At 70.8% G+C, this 12,862-nt stretch carries 13 protein-coding genes; 5 read left to right on the top strand and 8 right to left on the bottom strand.

Annotated features, from left to right (window positions below):
- Positions 1-6: 6 nt before the first annotated feature.
- From B7Z76_RS08090 to B7Z76_RS08055, 8 genes are all read right to left on the bottom strand, one after another.
- Positions 7-990 (bottom strand): cyclase family protein, encoded by a 984-nt coding sequence (locus B7Z76_RS08090; protein ID WP_291343234.1) that lies wholly within the window; start codon positions 988-990, stop codon positions 7-9.
- 79 nt (positions 991-1,069) lie between these two features.
- Positions 1,070-2,299: an NO-inducible flavohemoprotein gene (gene hmpA, locus B7Z76_RS08085; protein ID WP_291343232.1), complete on the bottom strand. Its 1,230-nt coding sequence runs from the start codon at positions 2,297-2,299 to the stop codon at positions 1,070-1,072.
- A gap of 183 nt (positions 2,300-2,482) precedes the next feature.
- The gene (gene rodA, locus B7Z76_RS08080) at positions 2,483-3,643 is read right to left on the bottom strand and encodes a rod shape-determining protein RodA (RefSeq protein ID WP_174504611.1); all 1,161 of its coding nucleotides are present in this window, start codon (positions 3,641-3,643) and stop codon (positions 2,483-2,485) included.
- Entirely contained in the window at positions 3,640-5,523 is a 1,884-nt protein-coding gene (gene mrdA / locus B7Z76_RS08075; RefSeq protein ID WP_291343230.1) for a penicillin-binding protein 2, read from the bottom strand. Before mrdA ends, rodA begins: the two co-directional genes overlap by 4 nt.
- Before the next feature lie 6 nt (positions 5,524-5,529).
- Positions 5,530-6,057 carry a rod shape-determining protein MreD gene (locus B7Z76_RS08070; RefSeq protein WP_291343228.1) on the bottom strand — a complete coding sequence of 176 codons (528 nt, stop codon included), beginning with the start codon at positions 6,055-6,057 and terminating at the stop codon, positions 5,530-5,532.
- A 19-nt stretch (positions 6,058-6,076) separates the two neighbouring features.
- Positions 6,077-6,940 carry a rod shape-determining protein MreC gene (gene mreC / locus B7Z76_RS08065; RefSeq protein WP_291343226.1) on the bottom strand — a complete coding sequence of 288 codons (864 nt, stop codon included), beginning with the start codon at positions 6,938-6,940 and terminating at the stop codon, positions 6,077-6,079.
- An 80-nt stretch (positions 6,941-7,020) separates the two neighbouring features.
- Positions 7,021-7,434 carry a hypothetical protein gene (locus tag B7Z76_RS08060; RefSeq protein WP_174504607.1) on the bottom strand — a complete coding sequence of 138 codons (414 nt, stop codon included), beginning with the start codon at positions 7,432-7,434 and terminating at the stop codon, positions 7,021-7,023.
- A 30-nt stretch (positions 7,435-7,464) separates the two neighbouring features.
- Positions 7,465-7,884: a hypothetical protein gene (locus B7Z76_RS08055; protein ID WP_174504606.1), complete on the bottom strand. Its 420-nt coding sequence runs from the start codon at positions 7,882-7,884 to the stop codon at positions 7,465-7,467.
- Between the two features lie 180 nt (positions 7,885-8,064).
- Between B7Z76_RS08055 and B7Z76_RS08050 the strand changes: the two genes are divergently transcribed.
- The 5 genes from B7Z76_RS08050 to B7Z76_RS08030 are packed head-to-tail and all read left to right on the top strand — an operon-like array spanning position 8,065 to position 12,821.
- Complete coding sequence (locus B7Z76_RS08050; RefSeq protein ID WP_174504605.1) at positions 8,065-9,009, top strand: LysR substrate-binding domain-containing protein; 945 nt, start codon at positions 8,065-8,067, stop codon at positions 9,007-9,009.
- Positions 9,010-9,041: 32 nt separating this feature from the next.
- The gene (locus tag B7Z76_RS08045) at positions 9,042-9,725 is read left to right on the top strand and encodes a lysophospholipid acyltransferase family protein (RefSeq protein ID WP_291343225.1); all 684 of its coding nucleotides are present in this window, start codon (positions 9,042-9,044) and stop codon (positions 9,723-9,725) included.
- Positions 9,710-10,978 carry a 3-deoxy-D-manno-octulosonic acid transferase gene (locus tag B7Z76_RS08040; RefSeq protein WP_291343224.1) on the top strand — a complete coding sequence of 423 codons (1,269 nt, stop codon included), beginning with the start codon at positions 9,710-9,712 and terminating at the stop codon, positions 10,976-10,978. The genes B7Z76_RS08045 and B7Z76_RS08040 overlap by 16 nt, the downstream gene beginning before the upstream one ends.
- Positions 10,978-11,925, top strand: a complete 948-nt coding sequence (gene lpxK, locus B7Z76_RS08035; RefSeq protein ID WP_291343223.1) for a tetraacyldisaccharide 4'-kinase — start codon at positions 10,978-10,980, stop codon at positions 11,923-11,925. Before B7Z76_RS08040 ends, lpxK begins: the two co-directional genes overlap by 1 nt.
- On the top strand, positions 11,922-12,821 hold the full coding sequence (locus tag B7Z76_RS08030) for a lysophospholipid acyltransferase family protein (protein WP_291343222.1): 900 nt from the start codon (positions 11,922-11,924) through the stop codon (positions 12,819-12,821). The genes lpxK and B7Z76_RS08030 overlap by 4 nt, the downstream gene beginning before the upstream one ends.
- The last annotated feature ends 41 nt before the right edge of the window (positions 12,822-12,862 follow it).

Genomic DNA, 12,862 nt, shown 5'->3' with positions numbered 1-12,862 from the left:
GCGTCCTTACTTGATCACGACGGGGTTCACCGGCGCGCCGGTGCCGTTGACGACCTTGAGCGGCGCTGCGGTGTAGAGGAAGGTCCACTGCCCGTCCTTCGCGCAATCATCGGCGAGGTCGTCGAGGGCGGCGATTTCGGTAAAGGTGACGCCGAGATTGCGCATCAGCGCGTTGTGCAGCGGCAGCACCACGCCGGAAACCGGGTCGGCGGTGATCTCGTTGGCGATCGTGTCGGTGACGAGATTGGGGATCTCCATCTCGTGGAACCACTTCACCAGCTCCTTGGAATAGGTCAGGCCCGGCTCCATGAAATCCTTGTAGAACTCGTCCTTCTCGCGCTTGTAGTAGGAGCCGATCCAGCCGGTGCGGATGATCAGGATGTCGTGCTTCTCGATTCTGGTGCCCTGTTTCTCGGCTGCCGCCATCAGGTCTTCGTGGGTGAAGGTCTCGGCGCGTTCCAGCCAGGGCTTGCCGCGATGGCGGGCCATGTCGATCAGGATGCCGCGGCCGACGATGCCGCGCTCGGCGATCGGCAGCACGCTGGCCTTGGTCATGCCGCCCGCCGTGGTGCGCGCGTCGTAACCGTTGTAGAGCGTGTCATCGCACCAGACATGGCCGAGCGCGTCATACTGCGTCGAGCCCTGCAGATACATGAACAGCACGTCGTCGGCGTATTCGGCATGGCCGGGAAACACCGGGCCCTTGCCGCACATGTAATGGCCCTTGTCCATCACGTTGATCCGCACCGGGTCCTTGCGGCCGGGCCAGACCGGATCGCCCTTCGGGTGGCACATCTGGATCTGCAAGGTGAAGGTCCTGCCCTGCTTCACCGACTGCACGCCGCGCAGCACCTCCTCGCTGGTGAGGAAGTTGAGCCCGCCGACCTCGTCGTCCGGCCCCCAGCGGCCCCAGTTCTTCGGGTCGTCCTTCAGCAGTTCGGTAACGGGAATCTCGGCGCGCAGTGATCCGGCCATCTTCGTTTCCTCCATGATGGGGCGGATCGTTGCCGCCCGGGCGCATCCTGCAACGCGCATCCGGGCGGCACAAGAGGCAGCGAGACTGTCCGGCTCAGGCTGCTTCCGTCTGGAACAAAGCGGCCGGGTCCTCGTCCGCCGGGCCGAAGAACTCGAAGCGCAGACGCTCGCCCGGCACGCCGAGCGCGGCGAGCCCGCCGATCACCGCGCGCATGAAGGGCTTCGGCCCGCAGACATGAAACACCGTCTCCGCCGGCACATGCGCGTGCAGGAAGGCGGCGGTGACGAGACCTTCGTGATCGTAGTCGACGCCCAGCCGATCCGCCGCCGCGGCCTCGGCATAGAAGGTCGCGGTCGAGACGCCGGGCGCCTGCGCCTCCAGCGCGCGGACATGCTCGCGCATGGCATGGACGCTTCCGTTCAGCGCACCATGCACCCAGAAGACCGGCCGGTGCGGCGTCGTCGCCACGATTGTCTCCAGCATGCTGACCATCGGCGTGAGGCCGACGCCGCCGCTGACCAGGGCGACCGGTGCCGTCGATGCGGGATCGAGGAAGAAGTCGCCCGCCGGCGCGGCCACCCGCAGCATCGTGCCGGGCCTTGCATGGCCGTGCAGCCAGTTGGAGATCCGCCCCATCGCCTCGCGCTTGACGGTGATGCGATAGGCGCGGTCGTTCGGCGCACAGGAGATCGAATAATTGCGCCGCTGCGCGCCGATGCCCGGCACGTCGAAGGCGAAGCCGAGATACTGGCCGGGGCGGTGCCGCAGCACGGGCCCGCCATCGTCAGGCACCAGGGTGAAGGAGCGGATGACGCTGCTCTCCTCCACGACCGCCTCGATCACGAAATCCCGCCAGCCGTTCCAGCCGCCGGGGGCAGCGGCGAGATCGCGATAGATCGACGCCTCGCGGCCGACCAGCACCTCGGCAAGGAACCAGTAGGCCTCGCCCCAGGCGGCGAGGATCTCGGCACTCGCCGCATCGCCCAGCACATCGCCGATGGCCGCGAGCAGCGCGGTCGCCACATGCGGATAATGCTCGGGCAGGATGTTCAGCGCGACATGCTTCTGCGCGATCCGCTCGACCGCGCCCGAGAGCGGCGCGAGATCGTCGATATGCCGCGCATAGGCCAGCACGGCGCCGGCCAGCGCCCTGGGCTGCGCGGCCGCACCATCCTGGTGCGACTGGTTGAACAGCTCGGCGATCGCCGGGTTGCGGAACATCAGCTCATACATCCGGCGGGTGATGGCCAGCCCGTGCTGTTCAAGCGCGGGCACGGTGGCCTTGATGAGAGCGACGGTGCGGTCGGACAGCGGAGCGGGCATGGGCAATCTCTTCCTGCGACGTGGGGCGGACCCCGATTAAAGATGTATATCGTATGCAGGTTTATACGCCTAAAAACATGGATTCAAAATACATGTTTTGAGCATCACCCATGCGCCGTCCCGCCTCGACAGGCGTAAGGGCCTTTACGATCCTTGCGGAGCGGATGGCGTGCTCGTGCAGACCTATTGGCTGTCGGTGGCCTCGAACTCGACGTCGCGGTGGACGTGCACCGACATCAGCACCCCGAATCCGAGCATCACGGCGGTCAGCGCCGAGCCGCCATAGGAGACCAGCGGCAGCGGCACGCCGCCCACCGGAATGAGCCCCATCACCATCGCCAGGTTGACGAAGCAATACAGGAACAGGTTCGTCGAGATGCCGATCGCCACCAGCCGGCCGAACTGGTGGCGGCAGCGCAGCGCCGTGTAGGTCGCCATCGCCACCATCGAGAGCAGGATGGAGAGCAGCACCGCCGAGCCGGCGAAGCCGAATTCCTCGGCGATGATGGTGAAGACGAAATCGGTCTGCTTCTCGGGCAGGAAATTCAGCTGGTTCTGCGAGCCGTGCAGATAGCCCTGCCCCCACATCCCGCCCGAGCCGAGCGCGATCTTCGACTGGATGATGTTGTAGCCGGCGCCGAGCGGATCGCGCCCCGGATGCAGGAAGGTGAGGATCCGCTCCTTCTGGTAGCCATGCAGGTGGTGATAGGCGAAGGGCGCGATCACGGCGACGAGCGCCAGCACGATCGCGAATTTCCACCACCGCACCCCGGCGCCGAACATCACCGCGCCGCCGATGCTCATGGTGATGACGGCGGTGCCGAGATTGGGTTCCTTCAGGATCAGCACCGCGGGCAGCAGGACGGTCAGCGCCGGCGGGACGAGGAACAGCGGATTGCCGACCTGCTCGTGGCTCGCGCGCTGGAACCAGGCGCCGAGCGCGAGTGCGAGGAACAGCTTCATCAGCTCCGAGGGTTGCACGTGCACGCCGCCGACATCGAGCCAGCGCTTGGCGCCGAGCCCGACATGGCCGAACTTCCAGACCGCGACCAGCAGCACCAGCCCGAGCCCGTAAAGCGGCCAGGCCAGTTTCGCGATCAGCCGGATATCGACCATCGCGATCCCGATCATCATGATCAGTGCCGCGAAGAAGCGCTCGATCTGCGGCGTGGCATAAGGCAGGCCATGCCCGCCCGCGGCCGAGTAGAGCGCCGCATAGCCGATGCCCGCCACCGCACAGCAGGCGAGAACGAACAGCCAGTTCATCCGCAGCAGCTTGGCCGGAATGCCGGTCCCGCGCTCGTAATAGGGACGGTAGGTCTTGTCGGTCAGCAACGGGGTCATGCGGGTCCGTTCCCGCCCGCGCTGGCCTCGGCCGGCGTCTCGATCACGGTGCCGGGCGGCGCGGCCCGCAGGTCGCGGGTCAGCGCCGCGGTCACGAGGTCATGCGCGATCGGGGCCGCCGCGGTCGCCCCCTCATCGCCATGCTCCACCGCCACCGCCACCGCCACCCGGGGCGCGTGCGCCGGGGCAAAGGCGATGAAGAAGGCGTTCGGGCGGAATTTCCAGGGCAGCGTCGCGTCGTTCAGGTTGGCCTTTTCCTCTGCCTGGGTGTTGTCATGCACCTGCGCCGTGCCGGTCTTGCCGGCCATGAACACCCCCGGCAGCGCGAGGCGCGCGGCATAGGCGGTGCCCTTGGTGGTGTTCACCACGTCGAACATCCCCTGGCGCACCGCGGCGAGGCTGCGTTCGTCGAGGCCGAGATCCGGCCAGCGGTCCGGCGTGTCCTGATGCAGAAGGTTCCGCCCGATCCCCCGCGCGACATGCGGCTCCACCGCCCGACCGGTCGAGATCCGCGCCGTCATCGTGGCCAGCCCCAGCGGCGTCACCTGGGTATAGCCCTGCCCGATGCCCTGGATCACGGTATTGCCCTTGGTCCAGACCAGCCGGCGGCGGCGCGCCCAGGCGGCGGTGGGCAGAAACCCCTCGGAGACGGCCGGCAGGCCGATCGGCGGCTTGCCGATCAGCCCGAGCCGCCTTCCCATCGCCGCCATCCGGTCGATCCCGACCAGCAGGGCCGCATGGTAGAAGAACACGTCGCAGCTCTGTTGCAGGGCGGTGACCACGTTGATGTGGCCATGCCCGTAATGGTCCCAGCAATAGAAGGTGTGATTGCCGAGCTTGAGATAGCCGGGGCAGAAGAACCTGGTATCCGGCGTGATCACCCCGGCCTCCAGCGCCGCGAGCGCGGTGCAGGGCTTGAACGTCGAACCCGGCGCGTAGAGCCCGCGCGTCGCCCGGTCGCTCATCGGGTGCCTCGGGTTGGACATCCATGATTTCCAGACCGTCTCCGGCACGCCGGTATCGAACAGCGTCGGATCGAACCCCGGCTCGCTCGACAGCGTCAGCAGTTCGCCGTTCTCGGTGTCGATCATCACCGCGGCACCCGACTGCCCGCTGAGCCGCTGCGCCGCGATCGATTGCAGGCCGGCATCGAGCGTCGTCTGCACCGTGCGGCCCTGCACGCCGTTGTCGCGGTCCAGCACGCGGACCACGGAGCCGTGGACGTTCACCTCGGTCTGCACGATGCCCGGCGTGCCGCGCAGCGCCATGTCGCGCACCCGCTCGATGCCGGCGCGCCCCACCCGCATCCCCGGCAGGGCGAGCAGCGGATTGGCGGCGGCCTCCGCCTGGGTCGGCCGTGCGACATAGCCGACCACATGGGCCATCTGCGCGCCGAACGGATACACCCGCGAGGCCCCGACATCGACGAAGACGCCCGGCAGGTCGGTCGCGTGGACCTCGATCCGCGCCATGTCCTGCCAGTCCAGATAATCTTTCAAAAGCAGCGGGATATAGTGCGGCTTGCCCTTCAGCTCGCGGATGATCCGCGCCGTCTCGGCCGGATCGAGGCCGACGATCCCGGCAAAGCGCGTGATCACCGCCGCCGGGTCCGGCGCCTCGACCATCATGAACATCGCCCGCCAGTGACGCTTGTTGCTGGCGAGCAGCGCGCCATAGCGGTCGGTGATCAGCCCGCGCATCGGTGCGACGAGACGCTCGTTGATGGAATTGTGCTTCGCCAGCGTCGCGTATTTGCCGTGCTCGACCACCTGCATCCGGTAGAGGCGGGTGCCGAGCACGCCGAAGGCGCCGAGTTCGGCGGCGCCGAGCAGCAGGGCGCGGCGGGTGAAGATCGGGCGAATCTCGCGTTCGCGTTTCATCGCCGCTCAGGCCTGTTCCGGCGCGGCCGGCCCGGCATGGGCGCGCGCCAGCGGCACGACCACGAGCGGATAGATCAGCACGCAGGTGACGAATTCCAGAACGGTTGGCAACACCGGCAAGGTGGAGAATGTCAGCAGCATCCGCGCCAGCCATTCGAGCGTCACCACCGCGAGCGCGCAGCCGGCAAAGGCCAGCCAGATCACCATGAACCCCTGCCGCAGCAGGATCCGGCGCGACATGCCGGCAACCGCCTGTTCAAGCAGCAGCAGCACCGACCAGACGCCGAGCGGCACGTCGCCGATCAGGCCGAGCAGCACCCCGATCAGTGCGACCACCGGCGCGGGCAGCGCCGCCGGACGGTAGATCGTCCAGAAAAATACCGACGACATCACGAACCCCGCCCGCACGTCCGATGCCGCCGGAAACAGTCCCGGCAGCGCCAGCAGAACCACCACCACGACGATCACGGCGGTCGGCAACGTCGCCCGCGCCGCGCGGTCGAGCGCGCGCATGACCTCTGCCAGATCCATCATCCGCGGGCGAATCCCCGCCTCACGCCGCCCCCGGCGCGTGCACGCCCGCCGTGTTGCCGCCACCGCCGACACCATCGGCGCCATATTCGAAAATGCGCAGCACCCGCAGGCTGTCCATCTGGGCGAACGGCACAACCACCGGGTCGTTGCGCCCCGCGTAATGCACGATCCCGATCGGCAGACCGTTCGGAAACACCCCGCCGACGCTGCTGGTCAGCACGATCGCCCCCTCGCGCGGGGGGGTGCCGGGCGCCCAGTAGAGCAGCCGCGGCGCACCGGTATTCTGCCCGATCATCATCGCCCGCGCGCCGCCGGGGCCGATCGCGACCGGCACCTTGCTGTTCAGGTCGGTGATCAGCAGCACCCGCGCCGAGCGCGAGCCCGACTCGATCACGCGGCCGACCACGCCGGCCCCGTCCATCGCCACGGCATCGTGCACATCGCCCGGCTCGCGCGGCAGGGTGACGAGCACCGAGCGGGAATACAACCCGCCAAGATCGGCGATCACCCGCGCGGTGAAGAAGGAGGGCGTCGGCGTCGGGACATAATGAAGCTGGGATTTCAGCGATTCATTTTGCGCTTCGAGCGCGAGCGCCACCGCGCGCCACCGCCGCAGCTCGTGGTTCTGCCGGGCCAGCTCGGCATAGCCGGCGCGCAGGTGCAGCCAGGAGCCCAGCGCCCCGCGGTCGCTCTCGAGGGCGGCGACCGGCGCGATCGCGGCGCGATAGAGTGGCGCCAGCGCGTCGTCCACCTGGGTACGCAGGAAATCTCCGAGGTGCCGGTCGGCGCGGCCGGCCAGAACCAGGGCGAGCGACGCCATCAGCATCACGGGGAGGGTTAGCCGGGCAAGCGCCGCTCGCACGGGCATGGACAGCCGCAGCATGCGGCAAGCTCCGTTAATGAATGTTTATGGTGCGGCCGTCTTACGCCAAACCGCACCCGAGTCCAAGCCGCCGCCCCGGATTATGGCGGCGCGGCATCGTCCGGTTCGCGTCCCTGCAGATATTCGGCCAGCGCCCCCAGCACGAGGCCGGCCAGCACCATCTTCGCCGGATCGCGCCGGAGCAGCGCGAGCGCCACGGCCAGACCCTCGCGCCACACCCCGGCCCGCGCCGCCTCGGCCAACGCGCGCTTGCGGTGGCGCCAGCGATAGGTGCCCACCGCATGCAGCCCGACCGCGACGAGGATCAGCCCACCGCCGAGCGCCAACGCCGCATGCACGGGACCGATGGCCGCACCGAGCGCCTCCGTCGCGGCGGCGAGCAGGAAGCCGAGTCCGGCCAGCAGCAGCGCCAGCGCAGCCGCCGCAAGGCCGATCCTCACTCCAAGCCGCCGGAGGGTCGCGCCATCGAACAGCTCGACGAGACCGCGCAGCACCTCAGCGCCCCGCCGGGTCCGGCCCGGCGCTCACGGCGCCCGGCGCCGGCGGAACAGATGCGCCGCGACGAAGCCGAGCCCGGCCGCCATCGCCAGCGCCGCCAGCGGCTTCTCCCGCACCGTGTCCTCGATCCGCCCGGCCACCGCGCCGCCCTGCACGCGCAGGGCGCGGCTCAGCGTCTCGATATCGCGCTCGATGCCGGCGAGCCGGCCATCGAGGGCAGCGCGCAACTCGGTGAAAGCCTGGGTGCCGGCCTGGGCGCCAGCTTGCACACCGGTCTGCGCGCCGGTCTGCGCGTCCGAAGCGGCATGATCGCCAGCCTTGCCCGCGATCTCGCCGGCCAGCCCGGCCAGCCGCGCGCGCAGCGCCTCGAATTCGTGCTGGAAGCGGTCGAACTCGCCGCCCAGCCGGTCCGCGGCCTCACGTCCCGTTGCCGTCCAGTCCGTCATGCGAGCCTCCTTTCGTCGTATCGCTGCCGTCGGGGGCGAAACCGCCCCTCTCTCATGGCCCATCTTCATGGAATGGGACTCCCCGCCATGCGCTTCAAGCCGCCAGCCGCCCTCGCGCCACAGCATAGGAATTATCTATGACAGGGTTCTTCGGTCGGGAAAATCGATTAGACAGGGGGCATGACCACCCAACTCGACGAACTGCCCCGCTCGCTTGCCGGCCTGTCGCTGCGGGATCTGGAATACGCCCAGGCCGTCGCCGAACTGCGGCATTTCGGCCAGGCGGCGGAGCGCTGCGGCGTTTCCCAGCCGGCGCTGTCCGAGCAGATCCGCAAGCTCGAGGCGATCCTCGGCGTCACCCTGTTCGAACGCGGGCGGCGGCGGGTGACGCTCACCCCGGCCGGCACCGCCCTGCTGGCGCAGATCGAACGGGTGATGGCCGAGGCCCGCCACCTCCTCACCCTCTCGCACGATCAGCCGGAGGGGCTGGCCGGCACGCTCGGCCTCGGCGCGATCGAGACGCTCGGCCCCTATTATCTTCCGGCGCTGCTGCGGCTGCTGCGCGCGGTGCGGCCGGACCTGTCGCTGCGCCTTACCGAGGGACGGACGGCGCGGCTGCTGGAACGGCTGGCGGATGGCACGCTCGACGTCGTGCTGCTCGCCGCCCCGGTGCCGCGCGGCCGCTTCGGCACGGCCCCGCTGTTCTTCGAGCCGTTCCAGCTCGCCGCCCCGCCCGGCCACGCGCTCGCCGGCCTGCGCCAGCTGATGCTCGACGACCTGCCGACCCAGGACCTGCTCCTCCTCGAAGAGGGCCACTGCCTGCGCGACCATGCGCTCTCCCTCTGCGATGCGAAGCCGGTCACCCGGCACGCCACCAGCCTGGAGACGCTCTGGCAGATGATCGCCGCCGGCGAGGGCTACTCGCTGCTGCCCGAACTCGCGGTGGTCGCACGGCCCGAGCTGCGCGATCTCGTGGTCTGCCGCCGGCTCGACGACACGAATGCCGGGCGGACGATCGTGCTCGCCTGGCGCGGCTCCGACCCGCGCGAGGCGGCGTTCCGCGACCTCGCCACGCTGCTCGCCAAGAACCGGCCGCCCTGCACCCATGCCCCCGCAGCCGGATGACGCCGCCCCCGGCAGGTGCTACCGCCACCGCGATGATCCGCGCCCTGAAATCCCGCACCCAGTCGCCCGCCGTCCAGGCCCGGATCGGCGAAGCGATCGGCGCTGTGCTTGGCTTCAGCCTGTGGACCACGCGCTGGCGGTTCGATGCCGCGCCCCTGCTCGACACGGTCGGCGCCGGCGCCCCGGTAATCGTCGCCTGCTGGCACGAATGCCTGCCCTCGATGCCGGCGGCGATGCGCGCCCTGCGCCGCCCGGCGGATGCGCCGACGATCCACATGTTGGCCAGCCGCCACCGCGACGGCCAGCTCGTGGTCAACGCGCTGCGCCGGTTCGGGCTCGAAGCGATCTCGGCCTCCTCCTCGCGCGGCGGCGCCGCGGGGATGCTCGAACTCGCCCGGCTGGTGCGCGCCGGGCACCCGGTGGTGATCACGCCGGATGGGCCGCGCGGCCCGCGGCGGCGGGCGGCGGCGGGAGTCGCCCAGCTCGCGGCGCTGACCGGCGCGGCGGTCGTTTGCGCCGGTGCCGCCACCAGCCGCGCCATCGGGCTCGACAGCTGGGATTCGATGCGCCTGCCTTTGCCCTTCGGCCGCGGCGCACTGGTCGCGGCGGCGCCGATCGCCGTGCCGCGCGACGACTGGGCGACCGCCCTGCCGCAGATCGAGGCCGAGATGAGCCGCACGCTGGACGAGGCGCTCGCCCGATGCCGCCGGCCCTGACCGCCTATCGCCTCGCCACCGCCGCGATCGCGCCGCTGCTGCCGCTCTGGCTGGCGCGGCGGGCGCGGCGCGGCAAGGAAATCGCCGCCCGCCTGCCGGAGCGCCACGGCATCGCCGGGATCGCGCGACCGCCGGGCCGGCTCGTCTGGGTCCATGCCGCCAGCATGGGCGAGACGATGTCCGCCCTCGGCATGATCGACGCCCTGGCCGACGGCGCACCAGACGACAGGGCAACCGTGCTGCTGACCACCGGCACCCGCACCGCCGCCGCCCTTGCCCAGTCGCGGGCGCGGGCGCTGCACCAGTTCGTCCCGCTCGACGTCGCCGCCCATGCCGCGCGCTTTCTCGACCATTGGCGGCCGGACGCGGCGGTGTTCCTCGAATCCGAGATCTGGCCGAACCTGCTCGCCGGGCTCGACGCGCGGCGGATTCCCCGCTTCCTGTTCAATGCCCGCCTGTCCGCCCGCAGCGCCGCGCGCTGGCGCCGCGCCCCGCGCCTCGCCCGCGCCCTGTTCGGCGGGTTCCAGCTGATCGCCGCGCAATCGGCGCCGGATGCCGACGCCCTGCGCGGCCTCGGCCTCACCCGCGTCGAGACCTGGGGCAACCTGAAATTCGCCGCCCCCGACCTGCCGGACGACCCCGCCGCGCGCGCCGCTCTCGCCGCCGCCGCGGCCGGCCCGTTCATCCTCGCCGCCAGCACCCATCCGGGCGAGGATGCGCCGGTGATCGCCGCGCATCGCATTCTGCGTGCAACCCGGCCCGGCCTCGTCACCATCATCGCGCCGCGCCACCCCGAACGCGCCGCCGCCATCGCCGGTCTCGCCGGCGATCTGCCGGTTTCCCGGCGCTCGCGCGGCGAGGCGCCCGCGGCCGGCGGGCTCTACCTCGCCGATACGCTGGGCGAACTCGGCCTGTTCTACCGTCTCGCCGCCGTTTCCTTCATCGGCGGCTCGCTGGTTCCCATCGGCGGCCACAACATGATCGAGGCCGCCCAGCTCGGCTGCCCCGTGCTCACCGGCCCGCATCTGACGAATTTCGCCGAGGCCGCGGCAACGCTGCGCGCGGCCGGCGCCCTTGCGGATCTCGCCGGGCCGGACGATCTTGCCCCCGCCATCGCCACCCTGCTCGACGATCCCGCCCGCCGCGCCGCGATGGCCGCCGCCGGCCGCGCCGCCTGCGCCGGGCTCGCCGATCTGCCGGCCCGCCTCGCCCATATCGTTCTCGCCCGCACCGTTCCAGACAAGGCCCCCTGATGCGCGCCCCCGCCTTCTGGACCACCGATGCCTTCCCCGCACCGCTGCTCGCCCCGCTCGGCGTGATCACGCGGGCGCTGACGGCAAGGCGCGTCGCCCGGCCGGGATACGGCTCCGGCGCGCGCGTCTTCTGCGCCGGCAATGCCGGGGTCGGCGGCGCCGGCAAGACCATCCTCGCGCGCCACCTGCTCGCCCGCCTCGCCGACCGGGGCGAGACGGTCTTCGCCCTCACCCGCGGGCATGGCGGGCGCCTCGCCGGGCCGGTGCGGGTCGATCCCGCCCGGCACGACGCCGCCGATGTCGGCGACGAGGCGCTGCTCCTCGCCGCGACCGCGCCCACCATCGTCGCCCGCGACCGCGCGGCCGGCGCCGCGATGGCCGTCGCCGCCGGCGCGACCGCCATCGTCATGGATGACGGACTGCAAAACCCCGATCTGGTGAAGACCGCGTCGTTCCTCGTCATCGATGGCGGGGCCGGCTTCGGCAACGGGCGGCTGCTGCCGGCAGGGCCGCTGCGCGAGCCGGTCGACGCCGCCGCCGGGCGCTGCGCCGCCGCCGTGCTGATCGGCGCCGACCGCACCGGCGCCCGCGCCGCGCTGCCGCCATCCCTGCCGGTGCTCACGGCACGCCTCGTCAGCGATGCCGGGCAACTCGCCGGCACCCGAATCCTCGGCTTCGCCGGAATCGGCCGGCCGGAGAAATTTTTCGAGTCGCTGCGCGATGCCGGCGTCACGCTCGCCGGCGCGCTGCCCTTTCCCGACCATCACGCCTATCGCCCGGCCGATCTCGCCCGGCTCGACGCCGAGGCCGGCCGCCTCGGCGCCCGCCTCGCCACCACCGCGAAGGATGCGGTGAAACTGCCGCCGGCATTCCGCGCGCGCTGCGCGGTGATCGAGGCGGGGCTTGCCTTCGACGACCCGGCCGCGCTTGATCGGTTCCTGACATGAGCCTCCTGCACCAGATCGAAACCACCGCCGCCCGCGTCTTCCTCGGCATCTTCCGCGCCCTCGGCCCGGTTGCGGCCAGCAATCTCGCCGGCGCGCTCGGGCGCGGCATCGGCCCGCTGATCCCGACCTCGCGCGTGGCCGAGCAGAATCTCCGCCGCGCCATGCCGGAACTCGACGAAGCCGCCCGAAGCCGCATCATCCGCGAGGTGTGGGAAAGCCTTGCCCGCACCGCCGGCGAATTTCCCCATCTCGCCGCCCTGCGCGAAACCGCCGCCGGCCCCGGCTACGAGATCGTCGGCCGCGAGCATTGCCTGGCCCTCGCCGCCCAGGGTGGCCCGGCACTCATCTTCACCGCGCATTTCGGCAATTGGGAGCTGATCCCGCCGGTGCTGCACCGGCTCGGGGTCCGGCTCGCCTTCTTCTACCGCGCCGCCGCCAACCCGGCGGTCGACCGCCTGATCCTCGATTTGCGCGAGCAGGCCACCGGCGAGCCGGTCACCATGTTCGCCAAGGGGGCCGCCGGGGCCCGCGGCTCCTATGCCCATCTGGTGCGCGGCGGCATTCTCGGCATGCTGATGGACCAGAAGCTGAACGACGGCATTGCCTCGCCGCTGTTCGGCATCGATGCGATGACCGCCCCGGCGCTCGCCGTCTTCGCCCGCAAGTTTCGCTGCCCGATCCTGCCGGTGCGGGCGGAACGCATCGGCCCCGCGCGCATCCGCATCGTCTTCGAGCCGTTGCACCGGATCGAGGTGACCGATGACCGCGAGGCCGACATCGCCGCCGGCACCGCCTGGATGAACGCGACGATCGAGCGCTGGGTGCGCCAGCGTCCCGGCCAGTGGCTCTGGCTGCACCGACGCTGGCCAAAGCTGGGCGTTGGCCCAAGCCGGTAGCCTAACACCCACCGGTCGGCTAAGGTGGCCGGACAATAACA

The organism is Acidiphilium sp. 20-67-58, from assembly GCF_002255515.1.
Lineage (GTDB): Bacteria > Pseudomonadota > Alphaproteobacteria > Acetobacterales > Acetobacteraceae > Acidiphilium.
Note: the sequence above shows the minus strand (reverse complement) of the source record. Positions and strands in the feature narration are given on the sequence as shown.

Coding starts and splice junctions, on each gene's coding strand:
- B7Z76_RS08045 (WP_291343225.1), top strand. CDS start 9,042: ATGATCCGCGCCCTGAAATCCCGCACCCAGTCGCCCGCCGTCCAGGCC.
- B7Z76_RS08030 (WP_291343222.1), top strand. CDS start 11,922: ATGAGCCTCCTGCACCAGATCGAAACCACCGCCGCCCGCGTCTTCCTC.
- hmpA (WP_291343232.1), bottom strand. CDS start 2,299: ATGCCCGCTCCGCTGTCCGACCGCACCGTCGCTCTCATCAAGGCCACC.
- mrdA (WP_291343230.1), bottom strand. CDS start 5,523: ATGAAACGCGAACGCGAGATTCGCCCGATCTTCACCCGCCGCGCCCTG.
- B7Z76_RS08070 (WP_291343228.1), bottom strand. CDS start 6,057: ATGATGGATCTGGCAGAGGTCATGCGCGCGCTCGACCGCGCGGCGCGG.
- B7Z76_RS08090 (WP_291343234.1), bottom strand. CDS start 990: ATGGAGGAAACGAAGATGGCCGGATCACTGCGCGCCGAGATTCCCGTT.
- B7Z76_RS08040 (WP_291343224.1), top strand. CDS start 9,710: ATGCCGCCGGCCCTGACCGCCTATCGCCTCGCCACCGCCGCGATCGCG.
- mreC (WP_291343226.1), bottom strand. CDS start 6,940: ATGCTGCGGCTGTCCATGCCCGTGCGAGCGGCGCTTGCCCGGCTAACC.
- B7Z76_RS08055 (WP_174504606.1), bottom strand. CDS start 7,884: ATGACGGACTGGACGGCAACGGGACGTGAGGCCGCGGACCGGCTGGGC.
- rodA (WP_174504611.1), bottom strand. CDS start 3,643: ATGACCCCGTTGCTGACCGACAAGACCTACCGTCCCTATTACGAGCGC.
- lpxK (WP_291343223.1), top strand. CDS start 10,978: ATGCGCGCCCCCGCCTTCTGGACCACCGATGCCTTCCCCGCACCGCTG.
- B7Z76_RS08050 (WP_174504605.1), top strand. CDS start 8,065: ATGACCACCCAACTCGACGAACTGCCCCGCTCGCTTGCCGGCCTGTCG.